Source organism: Brevundimonas guildfordensis (assembly GCF_014836405.1).
GTDB classification, from domain to species: Bacteria; Pseudomonadota; Alphaproteobacteria; order Caulobacterales; family Caulobacteraceae; genus Brevundimonas; species Brevundimonas guildfordensis.
On record NZ_JACSQU010000001.1, the window covers coordinates 907,575 to 923,831 of the forward strand.

General features: G+C 67.7%; 16 protein-coding genes. 8 read left to right on the plus strand and 8 right to left on the minus strand.

Features of this window, described 5'->3' with window-relative positions; all coding sequences use genetic code 11:
- The first annotated feature begins 9 nt into the window (after nt 1-9).
- The 6 genes from H9656_RS04380 to H9656_RS04405 all read left to right on the plus strand — a co-directional run bounded on the left by H9656_RS04380 (nt 10) and on the right by H9656_RS04405 (nt 8,028).
- Nucleotides 10-2,502 (plus strand): LPS-assembly protein LptD, encoded by a 2,493-nt coding sequence (locus H9656_RS04380; protein ID WP_225212219.1) that lies wholly within the window; start codon nt 10-12, stop codon nt 2,500-2,502.
- A 102-nt stretch (nt 2,503-2,604) separates the two neighbouring features.
- Nucleotides 2,605-3,966 (plus strand): peptidylprolyl isomerase, encoded by a 1,362-nt coding sequence (locus H9656_RS04385; RefSeq protein ID WP_191743018.1) that lies wholly within the window; start codon nt 2,605-2,607, stop codon nt 3,964-3,966.
- Nucleotides 3,963-4,973 (plus strand): 4-hydroxythreonine-4-phosphate dehydrogenase PdxA, encoded by a 1,011-nt coding sequence (gene pdxA / locus H9656_RS04390; RefSeq protein WP_191743019.1) that lies wholly within the window; start codon nt 3,963-3,965, stop codon nt 4,971-4,973. The genes H9656_RS04385 and pdxA overlap by 4 nt, the downstream gene beginning before the upstream one ends.
- An 8-nt stretch (nt 4,974-4,981) precedes the next feature.
- Nucleotides 4,982-5,794 (plus strand): 16S rRNA (adenine(1518)-N(6)/adenine(1519)-N(6))-dimethyltransferase RsmA, encoded by an 813-nt coding sequence (gene rsmA / locus H9656_RS04395; protein WP_191743020.1) that lies wholly within the window; start codon nt 4,982-4,984, stop codon nt 5,792-5,794.
- Nucleotides 5,791-6,948 (plus strand): pyridoxal phosphate-dependent aminotransferase, encoded by a 1,158-nt coding sequence (locus tag H9656_RS04400; protein WP_191743021.1) that lies wholly within the window; start codon nt 5,791-5,793, stop codon nt 6,946-6,948. The genes rsmA and H9656_RS04400 overlap by 4 nt, the downstream gene beginning before the upstream one ends.
- A 36-nt stretch (nt 6,949-6,984) precedes the next feature.
- Nucleotides 6,985-8,028 (plus strand): L,D-transpeptidase family protein, encoded by a 1,044-nt coding sequence (locus H9656_RS04405; protein WP_191743022.1) that lies wholly within the window; start codon nt 6,985-6,987, stop codon nt 8,026-8,028.
- On the opposite strand, the gene H9656_RS04410 is transcribed toward H9656_RS04405, so the two are convergent.
- Together H9656_RS04410 and gmk are read right to left on the minus strand one after the other, a co-directional pair.
- Nucleotides 8,025-8,477, minus strand: a complete 453-nt coding sequence (locus H9656_RS04410) for a nucleoside deaminase (RefSeq protein ID WP_191743023.1) — start codon at nt 8,475-8,477, stop codon at nt 8,025-8,027. The two genes, H9656_RS04405 and H9656_RS04410, sit on opposite strands and share 4 nt — an antisense overlap.
- A 5-nt stretch (nt 8,478-8,482) precedes the next feature.
- On the minus strand, nt 8,483-9,124 hold the full coding sequence (gene gmk, locus H9656_RS04415; protein WP_119411801.1) for a guanylate kinase: 642 nt from the start codon (nt 9,122-9,124) through the stop codon (nt 8,483-8,485).
- 123 nt (nt 9,125-9,247) lie between these two features.
- Between gmk and H9656_RS04420 the strand changes: the two genes are divergently transcribed.
- Both H9656_RS04420 and H9656_RS04425 read left to right on the plus strand, forming a co-directional pair.
- Nucleotides 9,248-10,069 (plus strand): hypothetical protein, encoded by an 822-nt coding sequence (locus H9656_RS04420; protein ID WP_191743024.1) that lies wholly within the window; start codon nt 9,248-9,250, stop codon nt 10,067-10,069.
- The gene (locus H9656_RS04425) at nt 10,066-10,569 is read left to right on the plus strand and encodes a GNAT family N-acetyltransferase (protein WP_191743025.1); all 504 of its coding nucleotides are present in this window, start codon (nt 10,066-10,068) and stop codon (nt 10,567-10,569) included. The genes H9656_RS04420 and H9656_RS04425 overlap by 4 nt, the downstream gene beginning before the upstream one ends.
- A 3-nt stretch (nt 10,570-10,572) precedes the next feature.
- Here H9656_RS04425 and H9656_RS04430 read toward each other — a convergent pair whose 3' ends face one another.
- From H9656_RS04430 to fabD, 6 genes are all read right to left on the minus strand, one after another.
- The gene (locus H9656_RS04430) at nt 10,573-11,463 is read right to left on the minus strand and encodes a YicC/YloC family endoribonuclease (protein WP_191743026.1); all 891 of its coding nucleotides are present in this window, start codon (nt 11,461-11,463) and stop codon (nt 10,573-10,575) included.
- Nucleotides 11,460-12,650, minus strand: a complete 1,191-nt coding sequence (gene mltG / locus H9656_RS04435; RefSeq protein WP_191743027.1) for an endolytic transglycosylase MltG — start codon at nt 12,648-12,650, stop codon at nt 11,460-11,462. The genes H9656_RS04430 and mltG overlap by 4 nt, the downstream gene beginning before the upstream one ends.
- A 1-nt stretch (nt 12,651) precedes the next feature.
- Nucleotides 12,652-13,932, minus strand: coding sequence for a beta-ketoacyl-ACP synthase II (gene fabF / locus H9656_RS04440; RefSeq protein WP_191743028.1), 1,281 nt, complete (start codon nt 13,930-13,932; stop codon nt 12,652-12,654).
- A 118-nt stretch (nt 13,933-14,050) separates the two neighbouring features.
- Complete coding sequence (locus H9656_RS04445) at nt 14,051-14,290, minus strand: acyl carrier protein (protein ID WP_003165440.1); 240 nt, start codon at nt 14,288-14,290, stop codon at nt 14,051-14,053.
- Nucleotides 14,291-14,471: 181 nt separating this feature from the next.
- Nucleotides 14,472-15,212 carry a 3-oxoacyl-[acyl-carrier-protein] reductase gene (fabG, locus tag H9656_RS04450; RefSeq protein ID WP_191743029.1) on the minus strand — a complete coding sequence of 247 codons (741 nt, stop codon included), beginning with the start codon at nt 15,210-15,212 and terminating at the stop codon, nt 14,472-14,474.
- A 17-nt stretch (nt 15,213-15,229) separates the two neighbouring features.
- Entirely contained in the window at nt 15,230-16,174 is a 945-nt protein-coding gene (gene fabD, locus H9656_RS04455) for an ACP S-malonyltransferase (protein WP_191743030.1), read from the minus strand.
- Nucleotides 16,175-16,257: the final 83 nt, after the last annotated feature.

Here is a 16,257-nt window from a genome sequence, read left to right on the forward strand (position 1 = left end):
GGACACCGCATGACCCATCGCCGCCTCCCCCGTATGGGAGCCCTGCGCCTTCGGCTGTTGACCGGCGCGGCGTTGGTCATAGGCGCGCCCCTGTCTCCGCTAGCGGCCGCCACTGCAGCCCAAGCCCAGGCGGCGCCAGCCCAGGTCCAAGCGCCTGCGCAAGCCGCGTCTCAGCCGGCGGCTCAGGCCGCGCCCGGCGCTGACGGCCTGACGCCCGACGCCGTCTTCGTCGACGCCGATTCGGCTCAGCGCCAGGGCGACGTCATTTCGGCCAAGGGCTCGGCCGAGGATCGGGTCATGGCCCGCTTCCAGGACCACAGCCTGCGGGCTCAGGACGTCACCTATGACCTTCAGAGCCGCATCGCCACGGCCTCGGGCGACGCCGAACTAACCGCGCCGGACGGATCCGTCGTCCACGCCGAACGGATCGAGCTGGATTCCGATTTCAAGGCGGGCGTCGCCGTCGACTTGGCCACCCGCCTGTCGAACGGCGCCAGCCTGATGGCCGCCACCGCCGTTCGCCGCTCCGAGACGGTCAGCGAGCTGAACAAGGTCATCTTCACGCCCTGCCCGATCTGCACCGTGGACGGCGAAGCCAAGACGCCCAGCGTCTCGATCCAGGCGTCCAAAGCGGTCCAGAACGAAGAGCTGCGCGCGATCCTTTATCGCGACGTTGTGTTCCGCCTCGGCGGGGTGCCCATCTTCTACCTCCCGGCCTTCTCCCACCCCGATCCGACCGTCGACCGCGCGTCGGGCTTCCTGGTTCCGTGGGGCGACTATCAGGCCGGGCGCGGGGTCTCGCTGGAAATCCCCTACCTGCACGTCATCTCCCCGTCGGAGGACGTGCTGGTCAGCCCGCAGTTCAACACCAAGGTCGCGCCGCTGCTGAACCTGCAATGGCGCAAGCGGTTCACGGACGGGATGATCGTCGCGCGCGGCGGCGCCACCTACGGCCGCAGCTTCGGCGACTTCGATCTGGACGGCGACGGCCAGGCGGAAAGCAACGTCCGGTTCGGCGACACGACGACGCGCAGCTATCTGCTGGCCCATGGCAAGTTCGATCCCGACGGTCCCTGGCGCTGGGGCTTCACCGCCGAGCGGGTTTCGGACAAGACCCTGTTCGACCGCTATGACATCCGCGACGCCTATCAGGACAACGGCCTCTATTACGGCGACAGCCGCCGCCTGATCAGCCAGATCTACGCCGAGCGCCAGACGGAACGCTCCTATCTCTCGGTGGCCGCCTTCACCTTGCAAAGCCTGCGGGTGGCCGAGTTCAACCCCGTCACCCCGGCGTTGAACGTCTTCGAGGACGACAACACCCTGCCGCTGGTCGCGCCCCTGATCGAGGCGCGGTGGGAGCCTGAAGGTCCGGTCCTGGGCGGGCGCCTGCGCCTGCGCGGCTCAGCCGTGGCGCTGACGCGCGACGCCTATGTCGGCTTCCCGACCCTGGCGCCTGAGCTGATCCCTGTCGGCCCGACGGACGGCCTGCCCGGCGTCGACAGCCGCCGCGTTACCGGCCAGGCGGAGTGGCGCCGGGTGCTGAGCTCGCCTATCGGCGTGCGCTGGGAGCCGTTCATCGACCTGCGCGCCGACGTCTATTCGGTGGACGACCTGCCGCCCGCCCTCGGCGTCGAGGACGAGACCCATTTCCGCGCGCGAACCAGCGCCGGCGTTGATGTCAGCTATCCGCTGTATCGCCGTCTCAGCGCCTCGTCCGACGTGATCCTGGAGCCGATGGCCCAGCTCTCGGTCTCGAACAAGGCTGACCTGGACCCGCGCATCCCGAACGAAGACAGCCAGATCACCGAACTGGACCACCTGTCGCTGTTCCGCATGGACCGCTTCCCCGGCTACGACCTGCTGGAGGGCGGGTTGCGCTTCACGGCGGGCGCCCGCGCCACCCTGCGCTGGGACGATGTGCGTTCGGCCAGCCTCTTCATCGGCCGCAGCATGCGCGCGGATGATCAGGACGAGTATCTGACGCCGATCCCCGATGACCCGGCTCGCCTCTACGACCCCTCGGGTCTGGCCAGCCGGACCTCGGACTGGGTCGTGCAGGGAACCTTCAACCCCTCCGACCGGATGCGCGGCTGGTTCCACGCCACTGTCGACGGCAACGGAGAGATTCGCCGCGCCGAAGCCACGGTCGACGGCCGTTGGGGCCGCCGCAACCTGGCCAGCGTCAGCTACATCGTCGACCGCTCCAACCCGCTGGACGGTCCCGAAAACCGCAACTACGAGTTCGTTCAACTGTCGGGTCACCAGTTCGTCTACGGCAACTGGGGCTTTGCGGTGAACGGCATCGCCGATCTGGAACGCAACATCATCACCCGCTCCGAGGTGGGCCTGCTGTTCGATGACGACTGTTTCCGCATCGAGCTGGGCTGGCGCCGCGACAACACCCGGGTGCGCCCCACAGGCCCGGCCGAGGGCGTCTATATCCGTCTTAACCTCGCCACTTTTGGAGGTTCAGGCTATGATCGCGACAATATGCGGTAGGCATGGCGTGGATTGCGGATTACGGGGATGTAGCCCCTTGCGCGGCGGCGCGGACAGCGTCGCTCACCGGGTCGGGACCGCTTTAAGGAATCAGGACTGACGATGCGTTTGAAGCGTTACTCTACGGGAGCCGCCCTGGCCGCCCTGATGGTCGTCGCGGCCGTGGAGCCTTCGTGGGCCCAGACAGCGCCTGCGCAGACGGCTGGATCGCAGCAGGCCGCGGGCGCGCTGAACCCGGCGGCGGAGGAAGCGCCGCAGCGCGCGACGCCCGCGCCTCAGTTCCGCATGGCCGACGGCATCATCGCCACGGTCAACGACCGCATCATCACGGGTTTCGACCTGCGCCAGCGGATGTTGGTCGTCATGGCCATGTCCCAACTGCAGCCGACTGAAGAGAACATCGCCGCCATCCAGCAGCAGGCGCTGAACGACCTGATCGAACAGCACCTGCAGACGCAGGAAATCGCTAAGTTCGAGACGCTCAGGATCACTGACGAAGAGGTCGATCGGGAAATCGCCGACATCGCTCGCCAGGCGGGCGCCAGCCCCGAGTCATTCCTGGCCTTCCTGCAGCAGGGCGGCATCGCCATCCCCGCCTTCCGCGAACAGATTCGCACCGAGGTGGGCTGGCGCGAACTGGTCGGCGGCCGCTTCCGCGACCGCGCGCGCGTCAGCCGCAGCCAGGTCGAGCAGACGATGCGCCAACTGACGGAATCGGCCACCAAGCCTCAGTACCTGGTCGGCGAGATCTACCTGGAAGCCGCCCGCGTCGGCGGCATGCAGGAAGCCATGAACGGCGCGCGCCAGCTGGTGCAGCAGATGATCCAGGGTGCCCCCTTCATGGCCGTGGCGCGCCAGTTCTCGGCCGCTCCTTCGGCTGCGCGCGGCGGCGACGCCGGTTGGATCGTGCAGGGCACGACCCAGCCCGCCCTCCAGTCGGTGATGGACACCCTTGAGGTCGGCCAGCTGTCGAACCCCATCCCGGTCGAGGGCGGCGTCTACATCCTGTATATGCGCGACAAGCGCTCGGGCGCCTCGACCAGCATGGTCAAGATGAAGCAGATCATGATCGAGGTGCCGGAGGACGCGGACGAGGCGCAGGTCGCCGCCGCCACCCAACGCCTGGAAGCGCTGCGCGGCCAACTGACGTGCGACAACATCCTGACCCGCGCCACTTCCGAGGCCGGCCTGCTCGGCGCTGACTTGGGCGAGAGCGACGTCGCCGACCTGGCGCCGCAGTTCCAGCAGGTCGCCCGTTCGGCCGAGATCGGCTCCATCAGCACGGCCGTCCGCACGCCGCTGGGCGTCCACCTGCTGGCCGTCTGCGACCGCCGTCTGGGCGGCCCGGAAGCGCCCTCGATGCAACAGGTCGAGGCGCGCCTGCAGAATCAGAACTACGCCATGCTGGGCCGCCGCTACCTGCGCGACCTGCGCGAAGACGCCCTGATCGAAATCAAGCAATGACCCCGCTCCGGCCGCTCATCGTCACGATGGGAGACCCCGCCGGGGTCGGGCCGGAGATCATCGCCCGCGCCTGGTCGACGCTGTCCGACTCGGCTGGCTCGCTGGCCCCGTTCGTCGTGGTCGGCGACGCCCAGGTGCTGAAAGCCCACGGCCAGCCGGTCGAGGCCGTGCTCAGCCCGGCGGACGCCACGTCCGTCTTCGGTCGCGCCATCCCTGTTCTTCACCATCCGGCGCCCGCGCAAGTAACGCCCGGCATGCCCGACCCCGCCAACGCCGTCGCCGTGGCCGATTGGATCGAGCGCGGCGTCGATCTGGTGCTGTCGGGCGAAGGCTGCGGCCTGGTGACGGCGCCGATAGCCAAGGCGCCCATGTACGCCTCCGGCTTCCGCTTTCCGGGCCATACGGAGTTCATCGCCGAACTGACCGCCGACGTCCCGTTCAGCGGCACGCGCGGCCCGGTGATGATGCTGACGGCGAAGGACCTGCGCGCCTGCCTCGTCACTATCCACGTGCCGATCGACCAGCTGCCCGAACTGGTGACGGGCGAGCGCGTCGCCCGCGTCGCCCGCGTCGTCCACGAATCGATGAAGCGCGACTTCGGCATCGCCGCCCCGCGCCTGGCCATGGCCGCCCTCAACCCCCACGCAGGCGAAGGCGGCGCCATCGGCCTGCAGGAGGTGAAGGTGCTGCGCCCGGCCGCCGAGGCCCTGCGCGCCGAGGGGTTGAACATCACCGACCCCCTGCCCGCCGACACCCTGTTCCACGAAGAGGCGCGGGCGCGTTACGACGCCGTCGTGTGCCTCTATCACGATCAGGCCTTGATCCCGGTGAAGACGCTGGACTTCTGGGGCGGCGTCAACGCCACCCTGGGCCTGCCCATCGTCCGCACCTCGCCCGATCACGGCACCGGCTTCGACATCGCCGGCAAGGGCGTCGCCCGCGCCGACAGCTTCATCGCCGCCGTCCGCCTGGCTTCGGAGATGGCGTCCGCCCGCGCGGCGCGCTAACAGGCTTCGTGACCGATCATCTGCCCTCCCTGCGTGAAACGCTCGACGCCCACGGCCTGTCGGCCAAGAAGAGCTTCGGCCAGCACTTCCTGCTGGACCTCAACGTCACGCGAAAGATCGTCCGCTACGCCGGGCCATTCGAGGGCCGCGCCGTCATCGAGGTCGGCCCCGGCCCTGGCGGCCTGACCCGCGCCTTGCTGGAAAGCGATGCGGGCAAGGTGGTGCTGGTCGAGAAGGACCCGCGCTTCATCCCCCTGCTGTCCGGACTGGACGACGGCTCGGGCCGCCTGACCATCGTCGAGGCCGACGCCCTGAAGGTGAAAGAGGCCGACCTGGTCGAGGGACCGGCGCATCTGGTCTCCAACCTGCCCTACAACGTCGGCACTCCGCTGCTGATCAAATGGCTGACGGGGCCGTGGAGCCCTTGCGCCCTGACCCTGATGTTCCAGAAGGAAGTCGCCGAGCGCGTGGTGGCCCAGCCGGGCGAGGACGCCTATGGCCGTCTGGCCGTCATCGCCCAGGCCGTGGCCGAGGCGCGCATCGTCATGCACCTGCCGGCCGCCGCCTTCACCCCGCCGCCCAAGGTGGCCTCGGCCGTGGTGCATCTGGTACCCTTGAATGAGCGCCCCGCCCCCGACCGCCTGAAGCGGCTGGAACGGGTCACGGCGGCCGCCTTCGGCCAGCGTCGCAAGATGCTGCGCTCCAGCCTGAAACAACTCGGCGGCGCCGCCCTGTGCGAAGCCGCTGGAATCGAACCCGACGCCCGCGCCGAGACCATCGACGTGGCGGGCTTCCTCAGATTGGCCGACGCTTTGACATGACAGTAGAAATCGAACCCTTCCGCGCCATCGCCATCAGCCGCATCGCCCATGAGATGAAGGCGCAAGGCCAGTCGGTCATCCACATGGAGTTCGGCCAGCCCTCGACCGGCGCCCCTGCGCCCGCCCTGGCCGAGGCGCACCGCGTGATCGACGCCGAGGCTGGCGGCTATTGGGAAAGCCCCCTGCTGCGCGCCCGCGTGGCCAAGCTGTACAAGGATCGCTACGGCGTCGAGATCGATCCCGAGCGCGTCATCATGACGGCCGGCGCCTCGCCCGCCCTGGTGGTGGCGCTGAACATGCGCTTCGCCCCCGGCGACCGCGTGGCCATCGCCCGCCCCGGCTACGTCGCCTATCGCAACACGATGAAGGCCCTGCACATCGTCCCGCAGGAGATCGACTGCGGCGCCGACGTGCGCTTCCAGCTGACGGCCAAGGCGCTGCGCGAGCTGGACCCGGCGCCCCAGGGCGTCATCATCGCCAGCCCGGCCAACCCGACCGGCACCGTCATCGCCGAGGACGAGCTGAAGGCGATTGTCGAGGTCTGCCGCGAGCGCAACATCAGCATCATCTCGGACGAGATCTATCACGGCATCACCTACGGCCACGACACGCCCTGCATGCTGCAGTTCGACGACAAGGCCATGATCGTGAACAGCTTCTCCAAATACTGGAGCATGGCGGGCTGGCGCCTGGGATGGCTGATCCTGCCGGAAGAAGAGGTCCAGCAAGCCCGCGCGCGCATGGGCAACATGTTCCTGACGCCGCCGACGCTCAGCCAGTTCGCCGGCCTGGCCGCCATGGACTGCGAGGAAGAGCTGGAAGCCAACATCGACGTCTATCGCGCCAATCGCGAGCTGATGCTGAAGGCGCTACCCGCCATGGGCCTGCGCTCGATCGCCCCGCCGGACGGCGCCTTCTACATCTATGCGGACATCGGCCACCTGACCAACGACAGCATGGCCTTCTGCGAGAAACTGGTGCGCGAGACGGGCGTGGCGACGGCGCCGGGCGTCGACTTCGACCCGGTCAACGGCCACCGCTTCATCCGCTTCAGCTTCGCCGTCTCGACGCCCGAGATCGAAGACGCGCTCAGCCGGCTGAAGCCGTTCTTCGCCGCCCGCACCGAAGAAGCGCAGGAACAGCACCCAGCGTAAGGGCGTTCGACAAGCCCCGGAACCTTCGGAGCTTTCATGTCGAAATCGCGCCTCGCCGCCTCCGCCCTGCCCTTCATCGCGGCCGCCCTGGCGGCCTGCGGCTCCCCGGCTGAAACGCCCAAGTCAGAGCCCCCGGCCGCCGCCCAGCCCGCCGCGCCCGCCGCCCTGACGCGTGAGGCGGTCGAAAGCGCCGTGTTCGAAACCGCCCCCGCTCCCGTCGAGGGCCAGCCCGCGCGGCCCGACGCGGCGACGGCGCGCGCGCAGATCCTGCTGGACCGCGCCAACTTCTCGCCCGGCGTCATCGACGGCCTAGGCGGCGACAATACCCGTCAGGCCATCGCCGCCTTCGAAAAGGCCGCCGGCCTGCCGCAGGACGGGGTGCTGGACGCCGAGGTCTTCCGCCGCCTGACGTCGGGCGACGACGGCCGCGTCCTGACCGACTACACGATCACCGCCGCCGATCTGGAGGGCCCCTTCATCGGCCAGGTTCCGGCCAGTCTGCCCGACATGGCCAAGCTGAAGACGGTCGGCTACGCCACGCCGCTGGAGATGCTGGCCGAGAAATTCCACATTACCGAGGGCCTGCTGCAGGCGCTCAACCCCGGCGTAGACTTCGGCAAGGCGGGTCAGACCATCGTCGTGGCCGCCGTCGCCCAGACCGACCTGGCGGCCGATGTGGCCCATATCGTCGTGGACAAGGCCGAGCGCTCGGTGCGGGTCTATGACGCCTCGGACAAGCTCCTGGCCTTCTATCCGGCCACCATCGGCAGTTCGGCGCGCCCGGCGCCCTCGGGCGAGTTGACCGTCGTCGGCGTCGCGCCCGAGCCGAACTACACCTACGATCCGGACCGGGTCAGCTATGACCGGGGCGACCGCAAGGTCATCGTGCCGCCGGGGCCGAACAATCCGGTCGGCTCGGTGTGGATCGACCTGTCGCGCGACACCTACGGCATCCACGGCACGCCGGACCCGTCCAAGGTCGGCAAGACCTTCTCCAGCGGCTGCGTCCGGCTGACCAACTGGGACGCCGAACAGCTGGCCTCCAAGGTCAAGCCCGGCGTGCGCGTGACCTTCCGCTAGGCGCCGTACAGGTCCGCCGCCGTCCGCCCCGGCACGTCCAGTTGCGTCAGCGGCAACGGCGGCGGGTCCAGCTTCACGCCCAGCGCCTGATAGGTCGCCGCACTGGAGAAGCCGTAGGGCTCGGCGTCCGCATTGCTGAAGGCGTAGTAGACGGCGTTGACACGCGTCATCACCGCCGCCGCCAGGCACATCGGGCACGGGTGCCCGCTGGCGTAGAGGACCGCGCCAGACAGGTCGACGCCGCCCGGGGCCGGTCCCGCCTGACGCAGGGCCTCCATCTCGGCGTGAGAGCTGGGATCGTTCGTCGCCAGCATCCGGTTGACGCCGCTGGCGACCAACGCGCCGTCCTTGACCAGCACCGCCCCGAACGGCCGACCGCCCGCCTTGACGTTGCCCAGAGCCAGGTCGATCGCCTGAGCCAGCCAGCGGCGGTGTTCGGCCTCGCTCATGAGCGTCAGACCACTTCCTTCAGCAGGGCGGCCTTATAGCCGTCGACCCACAGGTTGCGACGACGGCAGCTGCGCTCGGCGTGGTAGATGTGGGCCAGCTCGGCGTAGGACCGATCAAAGTCCTCGTTGACCAGCACATAGTCGAACTCGTCGCAGTGCTCGATCTCGCCCTTGGCGTTGGCGACCCGGCGCTCGATCACGTCCTCGGCGTCCTGGGAGCGCGTCACCAGACGGCGGCGCAGTTCCTCAAGGCTGGGCGGCAGGATGAAGACCCGCACCGCGTCGCCGGGGCATTTGGCGGCCACGTCGCGGGCGCCCTGCCAGTCGATGTCGAACAAAACGTCGCGGCCCTCGGCCAGCGCCCGCTCGACCGGGGCGGCCGGGCTGCCGTAGCGGTTGCCGTGCACATCGGCCCATTCCAGGAAGGCGTCGGCATCGATCAGGCGCTGGAATTCCTCGACCGAAACGAAGTTGTAGTCCCGCCCGTCCACCTCGCCCGGCCGAATATCGCGCGTGGTCATCGACACCGACAGCTCCAGCCCCTTGTGATCGGCCATCAGGCGGCGGCACAGCGAGGTCTTCCCGGCCCCCGACGGACTGGCCACGATCAGCAGGACGCCACGGCGGGGAGTGCGGTTATTCGACATGGTCGGGCCTTCTTCGTCTCTCGCAAGCCCGGGTGCATAAGGCCCGTCGCCCCCCGTCGCAAGTTCGCGACTAAGAACAGCGTTTGATATATCAGGAGTCTTCCGGGAGAGGGGGAAAGCTCCATGATCGATGCAATGGCGATACTCTCAGCCGCCAATAACTTCGCAGCCTTCGTACAATGCTATGGGCCGGCCCTGTTCGTGCGCGACTACGGGCCTCTACTCGGCAGCGCCCTCACCGGCTTCACCCTGCTGCTGGCCTACATTCAGTTCAGACGATCGAACCGCAATCACCACGCGGCGGAGCTCAAGGCGATCGAAGCCAAGCAGGTCGAAATCTACCAGCGCCTCGAACTGCAATCCCTATCCGTTTTCCGATTTGAAGCAGAGTACCGCTCAATAATACCGTTCTACAAATCTAACCTGTGCCCGCCGGAACCGCACCCTCGCGGAACGGATCGCAGCCAAGCAGAGCTCACAGCTCGCAAATATTATGAATCGACGTGCAATTTGTTTGAGATAGCCGTCAGACTTAGAAAGAAGTACAACAGTGATATCAGGCTCGGTGAGCAAAATTCAAACAAATATATAATCACAAGGGACTATATAGAAGACGACGTATTCGGGAGCTGGATCGCCTGGTTCTTCGACACTGCCTGCGAATGGGGCTTTCGCGCCGTCTGGCATGACCTTCGTGACAATTACGCGCCGCAACTCCGTTGCGATGTCTTCGATCCTCTGATTCGGGAACTAATCGCAGCCTGGGACGCCGAACACGCCGCCGCGCCACGGGCGAACCTGACAATTCCCGAAGTAGAACTCGCGCCCATACGACATCGCTTCTATCAAGCGGTGGGAAAAAACTTCGGCTGCGAAAGCGCGCTCTGCTGGGTGAACGATATCCGGGCTGAACCGTTTCCCCAGCCCCCAAGAGCGTTTGTATGATCGAAAACAGTTCTCCTCCCCTCTCCATTCGTTGGGCCAAGCCAGACGAATATGATTCCGCAGCAGCTTTCATGACAGCCGCTATCCAGCCCGACCCGGGCTATATTTCTCATGGCGAAATTCAAACGGGCCTGAGCACGGACGGTCGCAGCTGGGTTCCGGATCTGGCTGAAAAAATGCGCGCGGATTTCTCCGAACCGGGACCGGATCGCCGGATCGTCGTCGCGTTCGAGGCCGACAGCCTCGTCTGCGTCGGAGTCGTTTTGAAATGCGCCGATGAACGCGCCAGCTACGTCGTCATCGAAGACATCGCCGTGTCGCCGACCGCGCGCTCAGGCGGCATCGGGCGCCGCGTCATGTCCTTTGTTGAAGATCAGGCCCGCGCCTGGGGCGCCGACTGGGCCTTCATGGAAAGCGGCATCCGCAATGATCGCGCGCACGCCTTCTTCGAGCGCCTGGACTACCAGCCGATCTCCAAGGTGTTCGCCAAGGCCCTCTAGGGTCTATTCGACGTTCTGGACCTGCTCGCGCAACTGCTCGATGACGGCCTTCAACTCCAAGCCGATTCCGGTAAGCGCGGTCGTAGCGGATTTCGAACAGAGGGTGTTCGCCTCGCGCATGAATTCCTGCATCAGGAAGTCGAGTTTTCGACCGGCGGGGGGTTGCTGCAACAGTGAGCGGGCCGAGGCGACGTGGGCCGTCAGCCGGTCCAGCTCCTCACGCACATCGGCCTTGGTCGCCAGGGCGGCCGCCTCAAGGAAGACCCGCTCGTCCAGACCGGGCGCTTCGGGCGCCAGTTCGCTGATGCGGCGGGTGAAGCGGTCGCGGATCGCGTCGGTCTGGGCCGACGCCTCGAGCTCCGCGCGCGCGACCAGAGCCTCGATGGTTCCGACGAAGTCGTGGATGACCGGCGTCAGTTGCTCGCCCTCGCGCAGGCGCGACGCTTTCAGCGCATCCAGCGCCTGCTCGACCGTGGCGGCCATGGCGCCTTCCAAGGCGGCGCGGGCTTCCGCGTCCTCGTCGTCTTCTGCGACCTCGATGACGCCGCGCAGGGCCAGCAGGCCGTCGGCCGACGGCGGGGTCGCGCCCTCCTCCGCCAGCTGATTGGCCAGCCGCAGATAGGTCGCCAGCACCGCCTCATTGACGCGCGGCGCGGGCTCAGTCCCCTCGGCGCGCTTGGCCTGCAAGCCCAGCGTCACCTGCCCCCGGTTCAGCCGCGCCTGAGCCGCCGACTTGGCCAGCCGCTCCAGATTGTCAAAGCCGCCGGGACCGCGAAAGCGCGTCTCCAGCGTCCGGCCGTTGACCGAACGCGCCTCGACCGTCCAGGTCCAGCCGTCCAGCCCGCCATCGGCCCGGCCGAAGCCGGTCATGCCCGAAATATGACTTCCGCTCATCGTCCGGCCTCCGTCGGCACGCGAATGACCTTGGCGCCGGGCGGGATGGCGATGGCCGGCGCGGCCTCGTCCGTCATCGGCGCAGGCGACGTCTCCGGCGTCCCGCCCCCCGAGAGACCGGCCTTGCGGCGCTCGATCTCGCGCCAGCGCGCCACGTTCAGCAGATGCTCCTGATAGGTGCGGGCGAAGACGTGGCCGCCCGTGCCATCGGCGACGAAGAAGACGTACTCCGAGCGCGGCGGGTTCAGCACGGCCTTCAGCGCCTCCTCGCCCGGGTTGGCGATGGGCGTCGGCGGCAGGCCGTCGATCAGATAGGTGTTCCACGGCGTCGGCCTGCGCAGCTCCGACAGCAGGATTCCCCGCCCCAGCGGCCGCCCCTTGGTCACGCCGTAGACGATGGTCGGGTCGCTCTCCAGCCGCATCCCCAGACGCAGGCGGTTGGTGAAGACGGCCGCCACCTCGGGCCGCTCGGAGGCGATGCCCGTCTCCTTCTCGACGATGGAGGCCAGGATGAGCGCCTCTTCCGGCGTCGTCACCACCGTGGCGGGCGAGCGGGCGGCCCACAGGGTCTCCAGCTTGGTCTTGGCGGCGCGCTGCATCCGGGCCACGACGGCGGCACGGGTCTCTCCGCGCGCGACCTCATAGGTCTCGGGCCACAGGCTCCCCTCGGGGGGAACCTCGACCTCGCCGGTCAGGACCGGCTGCTTCATCAGGATGTCGACCGCCTGGGCGCTGGACCAGCCCTCGGGCAGGGTCACGTAATGGCGCACGGACTTGCCCTCGACCAGCAGGCCCACAACCGTCGCCAGAGAGGCGCCCGACGGCACCTCATATTCGCCCGCGCGAATCTTGCGGTCGGCGCCGGTCAGGCTGATCGCCGCGCGGAACAGGTCGGTCGAGCGGATCACCCCCGCCGATTTCAGATTGGCCGCAATGGCCGGAACGCCCGCCCCGGACGGCAGGGTGACGATGGTCGCCTCCCCTTCCGCCGCCCTCGGTCCCGGCCCCCAGTAGACGGCCCAGAACGCCACCAGCGCGGCGACCAGAAACAGACCCAGCGTCCCGGCGGCGGTGATCAGCCCGACGCCGAGACCGGACTTTGCGCCTCCGCCCCCGCTTCCCTTTTTCGGAACGCGCGACTTGGGAATGCGAACCTTGGGGGTGCGGCGGGACGGAGCCTTGGCCAAGTCAGTCGACCTTCTTGAAGATCACAGAGGCGTTTGTGCCGCCGAAACCGAAGCTGTTGGACATGGCGACATCGATCTTCCTGGTCTTGCCCTTGTGCGGGACCAGGTCGATCGGCGTCTCCATCTCCGGGTCGTCCAGATTGATGGTCGGCGGCGCCATCTGATCGCGGATGGCCAGGACGGAGAAGATGCTCTCGATCGCCCCGGCGGCGCCCAGCAGGTGGCCCGTCATCGACTTGGTCGAGGACACGGCCAGGTCCTTGGCGTGGTCGCCGACCAGCCGCTCGACCGCCTTCAGCTCGATCCAGTCGGCCATGGTCGAGGTGCCGTGGGCGTTGACGTAGTCCAGGTCGGACGGCTGCATGCCGGCGCGCTTCAGCGCCGCCTTCATGGCCCGCAGGCCGCCGTCGCCGTCTTCCGACGGGGCGGTGATGTGATAGGCGTCGCCGCTCATGCCGTAGCCGACGACCTCGGCGTAGATCTTGGCGCCGCGCGCCTTGGCGTGTTCGTACTCCTCCAGCACCATGATCCCGGCGCCTTCGCCCATGACGAAGCCCGCATGGCCGCGATCATAGGGACGCGACGCCTTCTCGGGCGTGTCGTTATAGGCGGTGCACAGCGCCTTGCAGGCCAGGAAGCCCGCGATGCCGATCGGCACAACCGAACTTTCGGCCCCGCCCGCCACCATGACGTCAGCATCGCCCAGGGCGATCATCCGGGCCGCGTCGCCGATGGCGTGGGCGCCGGTGGCGCAGGCGGTGACGACCGAATGGTTCGGACCCTTCAGGCCGTGGCGGATCGAGATCTGGCCCGAGGCCAGGTTGATCAGGGCCGAGGGGATGAAGAAGGGGCTGACGCGGCGGACGCCCTGTTCCTTCAGCACGATGGCTGTGTCGGCGATGGGGCCCAGGCCGCCGATGCCCGACCCGACCATCACGCCGGTCGCTTCCTTGTCGTCTTCCGATTCCGGCTTCCAGTTCGCGTCGGCCAGCGCCTCGTCCGCCGCCGCGATGGCGTACAGGATGAAGTCGTCGACGCGCTTGCGGTCCTTGGCCGACATCACCTGATCGGGATCGAAGACGCCGGGCTGACCGGCCTCGCCGCCGCCGCGCCCGTCGACGCTGGGCACTTCGCCCGCGATGGTGCAGCCGTAGCCCTCGGTGTCGAAGGCGGTGATCGGACGGATGCCCGATCGGCCTTCCAGAATGCCTTTCCAGACGTGCTCGACGCCCGTGCCCAGAGGCGTAACCAGGCCGAGGCCCGTGATGACGACGCGGCGCATGGTTCGCGCTCCTTCTTGGTCAGAATCGTAACCAGAAACACTAATGGCCGCCGGACGGTCCCGCTAGGGGTCCGTCACGGCGGCCATCAGCTGGTAAGTGCGACGAATCGCAGCCGGATCAGGCGGCCAGCTTCTCGTCGATGAACTTCACCGCGTCGCCGACGGTCTGGATGTGCTCAGCGGCGTCATCCGGGATTTCGACGTCGAATTCTTCTTCGAAGGCCATGACCAGTTCGACGTTGTCGAGCGAGTCAGCGCCCAGGTCGTCGATGAAGGAAGCCTTCTCGGTGACCTTGTCCGGATCGGCGTCCAGGTGGTCGATCACGATCTTGCGGACGCGTTCGAGGGTGTCGGACATGAGTGTCTCTCTTGCCTGTTTGAAATCGCCGTGATGGCGGGTCTTGGTTGGTTTCGCCGTGTCACGGCTGCCTGCCGGAAACAAGCCTCAATGAGACTCAACCCCGAAAGACGTCCGTGCCCTTTAGCACAGGGTGCGGAAGTGGAAATAGTCTGTTGCGCGTCGTGAGGGCGCGCTTCGATCAAATCATCGCCATGCCGCCGTTGACGTGCAGGGTCTGCCCGGTGACGTAGCCGGCTTCGTCCGACGCCAGATAGACGGCGGCCGAGGCGATTTCGTCGCCCTCGCCCAGACGCCCGGCCGGGATCTTGGTCAGGATGGCCTCGCGCTGCTGGTCGTTCAGCACGTCGGTCATCGGCGAGGCGATGAAGCCCGGCGCGATGCAGTTGACCGTGATCCCGCGCGAACCGACTTCCTGGGCCAGCGACTTGGAGAAGCCGATCATCCCGGCCTTGGAGGCGCAATAGTTGGTCTGGCCGGGGTTGCCGGTGACGCCGACCACCGAGGTGATGCCGATGATGCGGCCCGAACGGCGCTTCATCATCCCCTTCATCGCCGCGCGGGTCAGGCGGAAATAGCTCTCCAGGTTGATCTGGATGACGGCCTGGAAGTCCTCGTCCTTCATCCGCATCAGCAGGCCGTCCTTGGTGATCCCCGCGTTGGCGACCAGGATGTCCAGCGGCGCGCCGGCGGCTTCCTCAGCGCGGGCGACCAGACCGTCGACCGATTCCGCGTCCGACAGGTTGGCGGCGGCGAAGAAGGCGCGCTCGCCCAGTTCCTTGGCCAGGTCAGCCAGCACGGCTTCGCGCGTGCCGGACAGAACGACAGTCGCGCCCTGTGCGTGCAGTGCGCGGGCGATGGCCCCGCCGATGCCGCCGGTCGCGCCGGTCACGAGGGCGGTCTTTCCCGAAAGATTGAACATGGTTTCTTCCTGTCTGTTCAGAGCGACTTGGCGAAGGCTTCCAGCTCTTCGGCCGTGTTCAGCGCCAGGGCCTCGGCGTCGGGAGCGATGCGCTTGGCCATGCCGGTCAGGACCTTGCCCGAGCCGACCTCGACGAAGCGGGTCACGCCGCCTTCAGTCGCCATCCACTCCATGCTCTCGCGCCAGCGCACGCGGCCCGTCACCTGCTCGACCAGCAGGCGGCGGATGACCTCGGCGTCGGTTTCCGGGCGGGCGGTGACGTTGGCGACCACCGGCACGACGGGCGCGATGATCTTCGCCTCAGCCAGAGCGGCAGCCATCTCGTCCGCTGCAGGCTGCATCAGCGGGCAGTGGAACGGCGCCGAGACGTTCAGCGGAATGGCGCGCGCGCCCAGTTCCTTGGCCTTCTCGATGGCCAGATCCACGGCGGCCTTGTCGCCCGAGATGACGACATTGCCCTTGTTGTTGTCGTTGGCGACGACGCACACGCCAGCGGCCGAACCTGCCTTGGCGGCTTCTTCAGCCAGCGCCAGGTCGGTCTTGGGGCCGATCAGCGAAGCCATCGCACCCTTGCCCACCGGCACGGCGCGCTGCATGGCCTGACCGCGCAGCTTCAGCAGGCGTGCGGTGTCCGACAGGCTGATCGCGCCCGCCGCCGCCAGGGCCGAATATTCGCCCAGCGAGTGACCGGCGACGAAGGCGGCGCGCGCCATGTCGACGCCGAACTCGACCTTCAGCACCCGCGCCGTGGCGACCGACACGGCCATCAGGGCCGGCTGAGCGTTCTCGGTCAGGGTCAGCTGATCGTCCGGCCCTTCGCGCATCAGCTCGAACAGCTTCTGGTTCAGAGCGTCGTCCACCTCGGCGAAGACCTCGCGCGCGCTGGCGAAGGCGTCCGACAGGGCGACGCCCATGCCCACCGACTGGCTGCCCTGACCGGGAAAGAGAAGCGCGAGGCTCATCCGGGATCGTCCGTCATCCGTTGAATCAAGCCGCGAGGGGTAGGCGAATCCCTCCCCTACGGCAAGACGAACGCGTCAGCGAT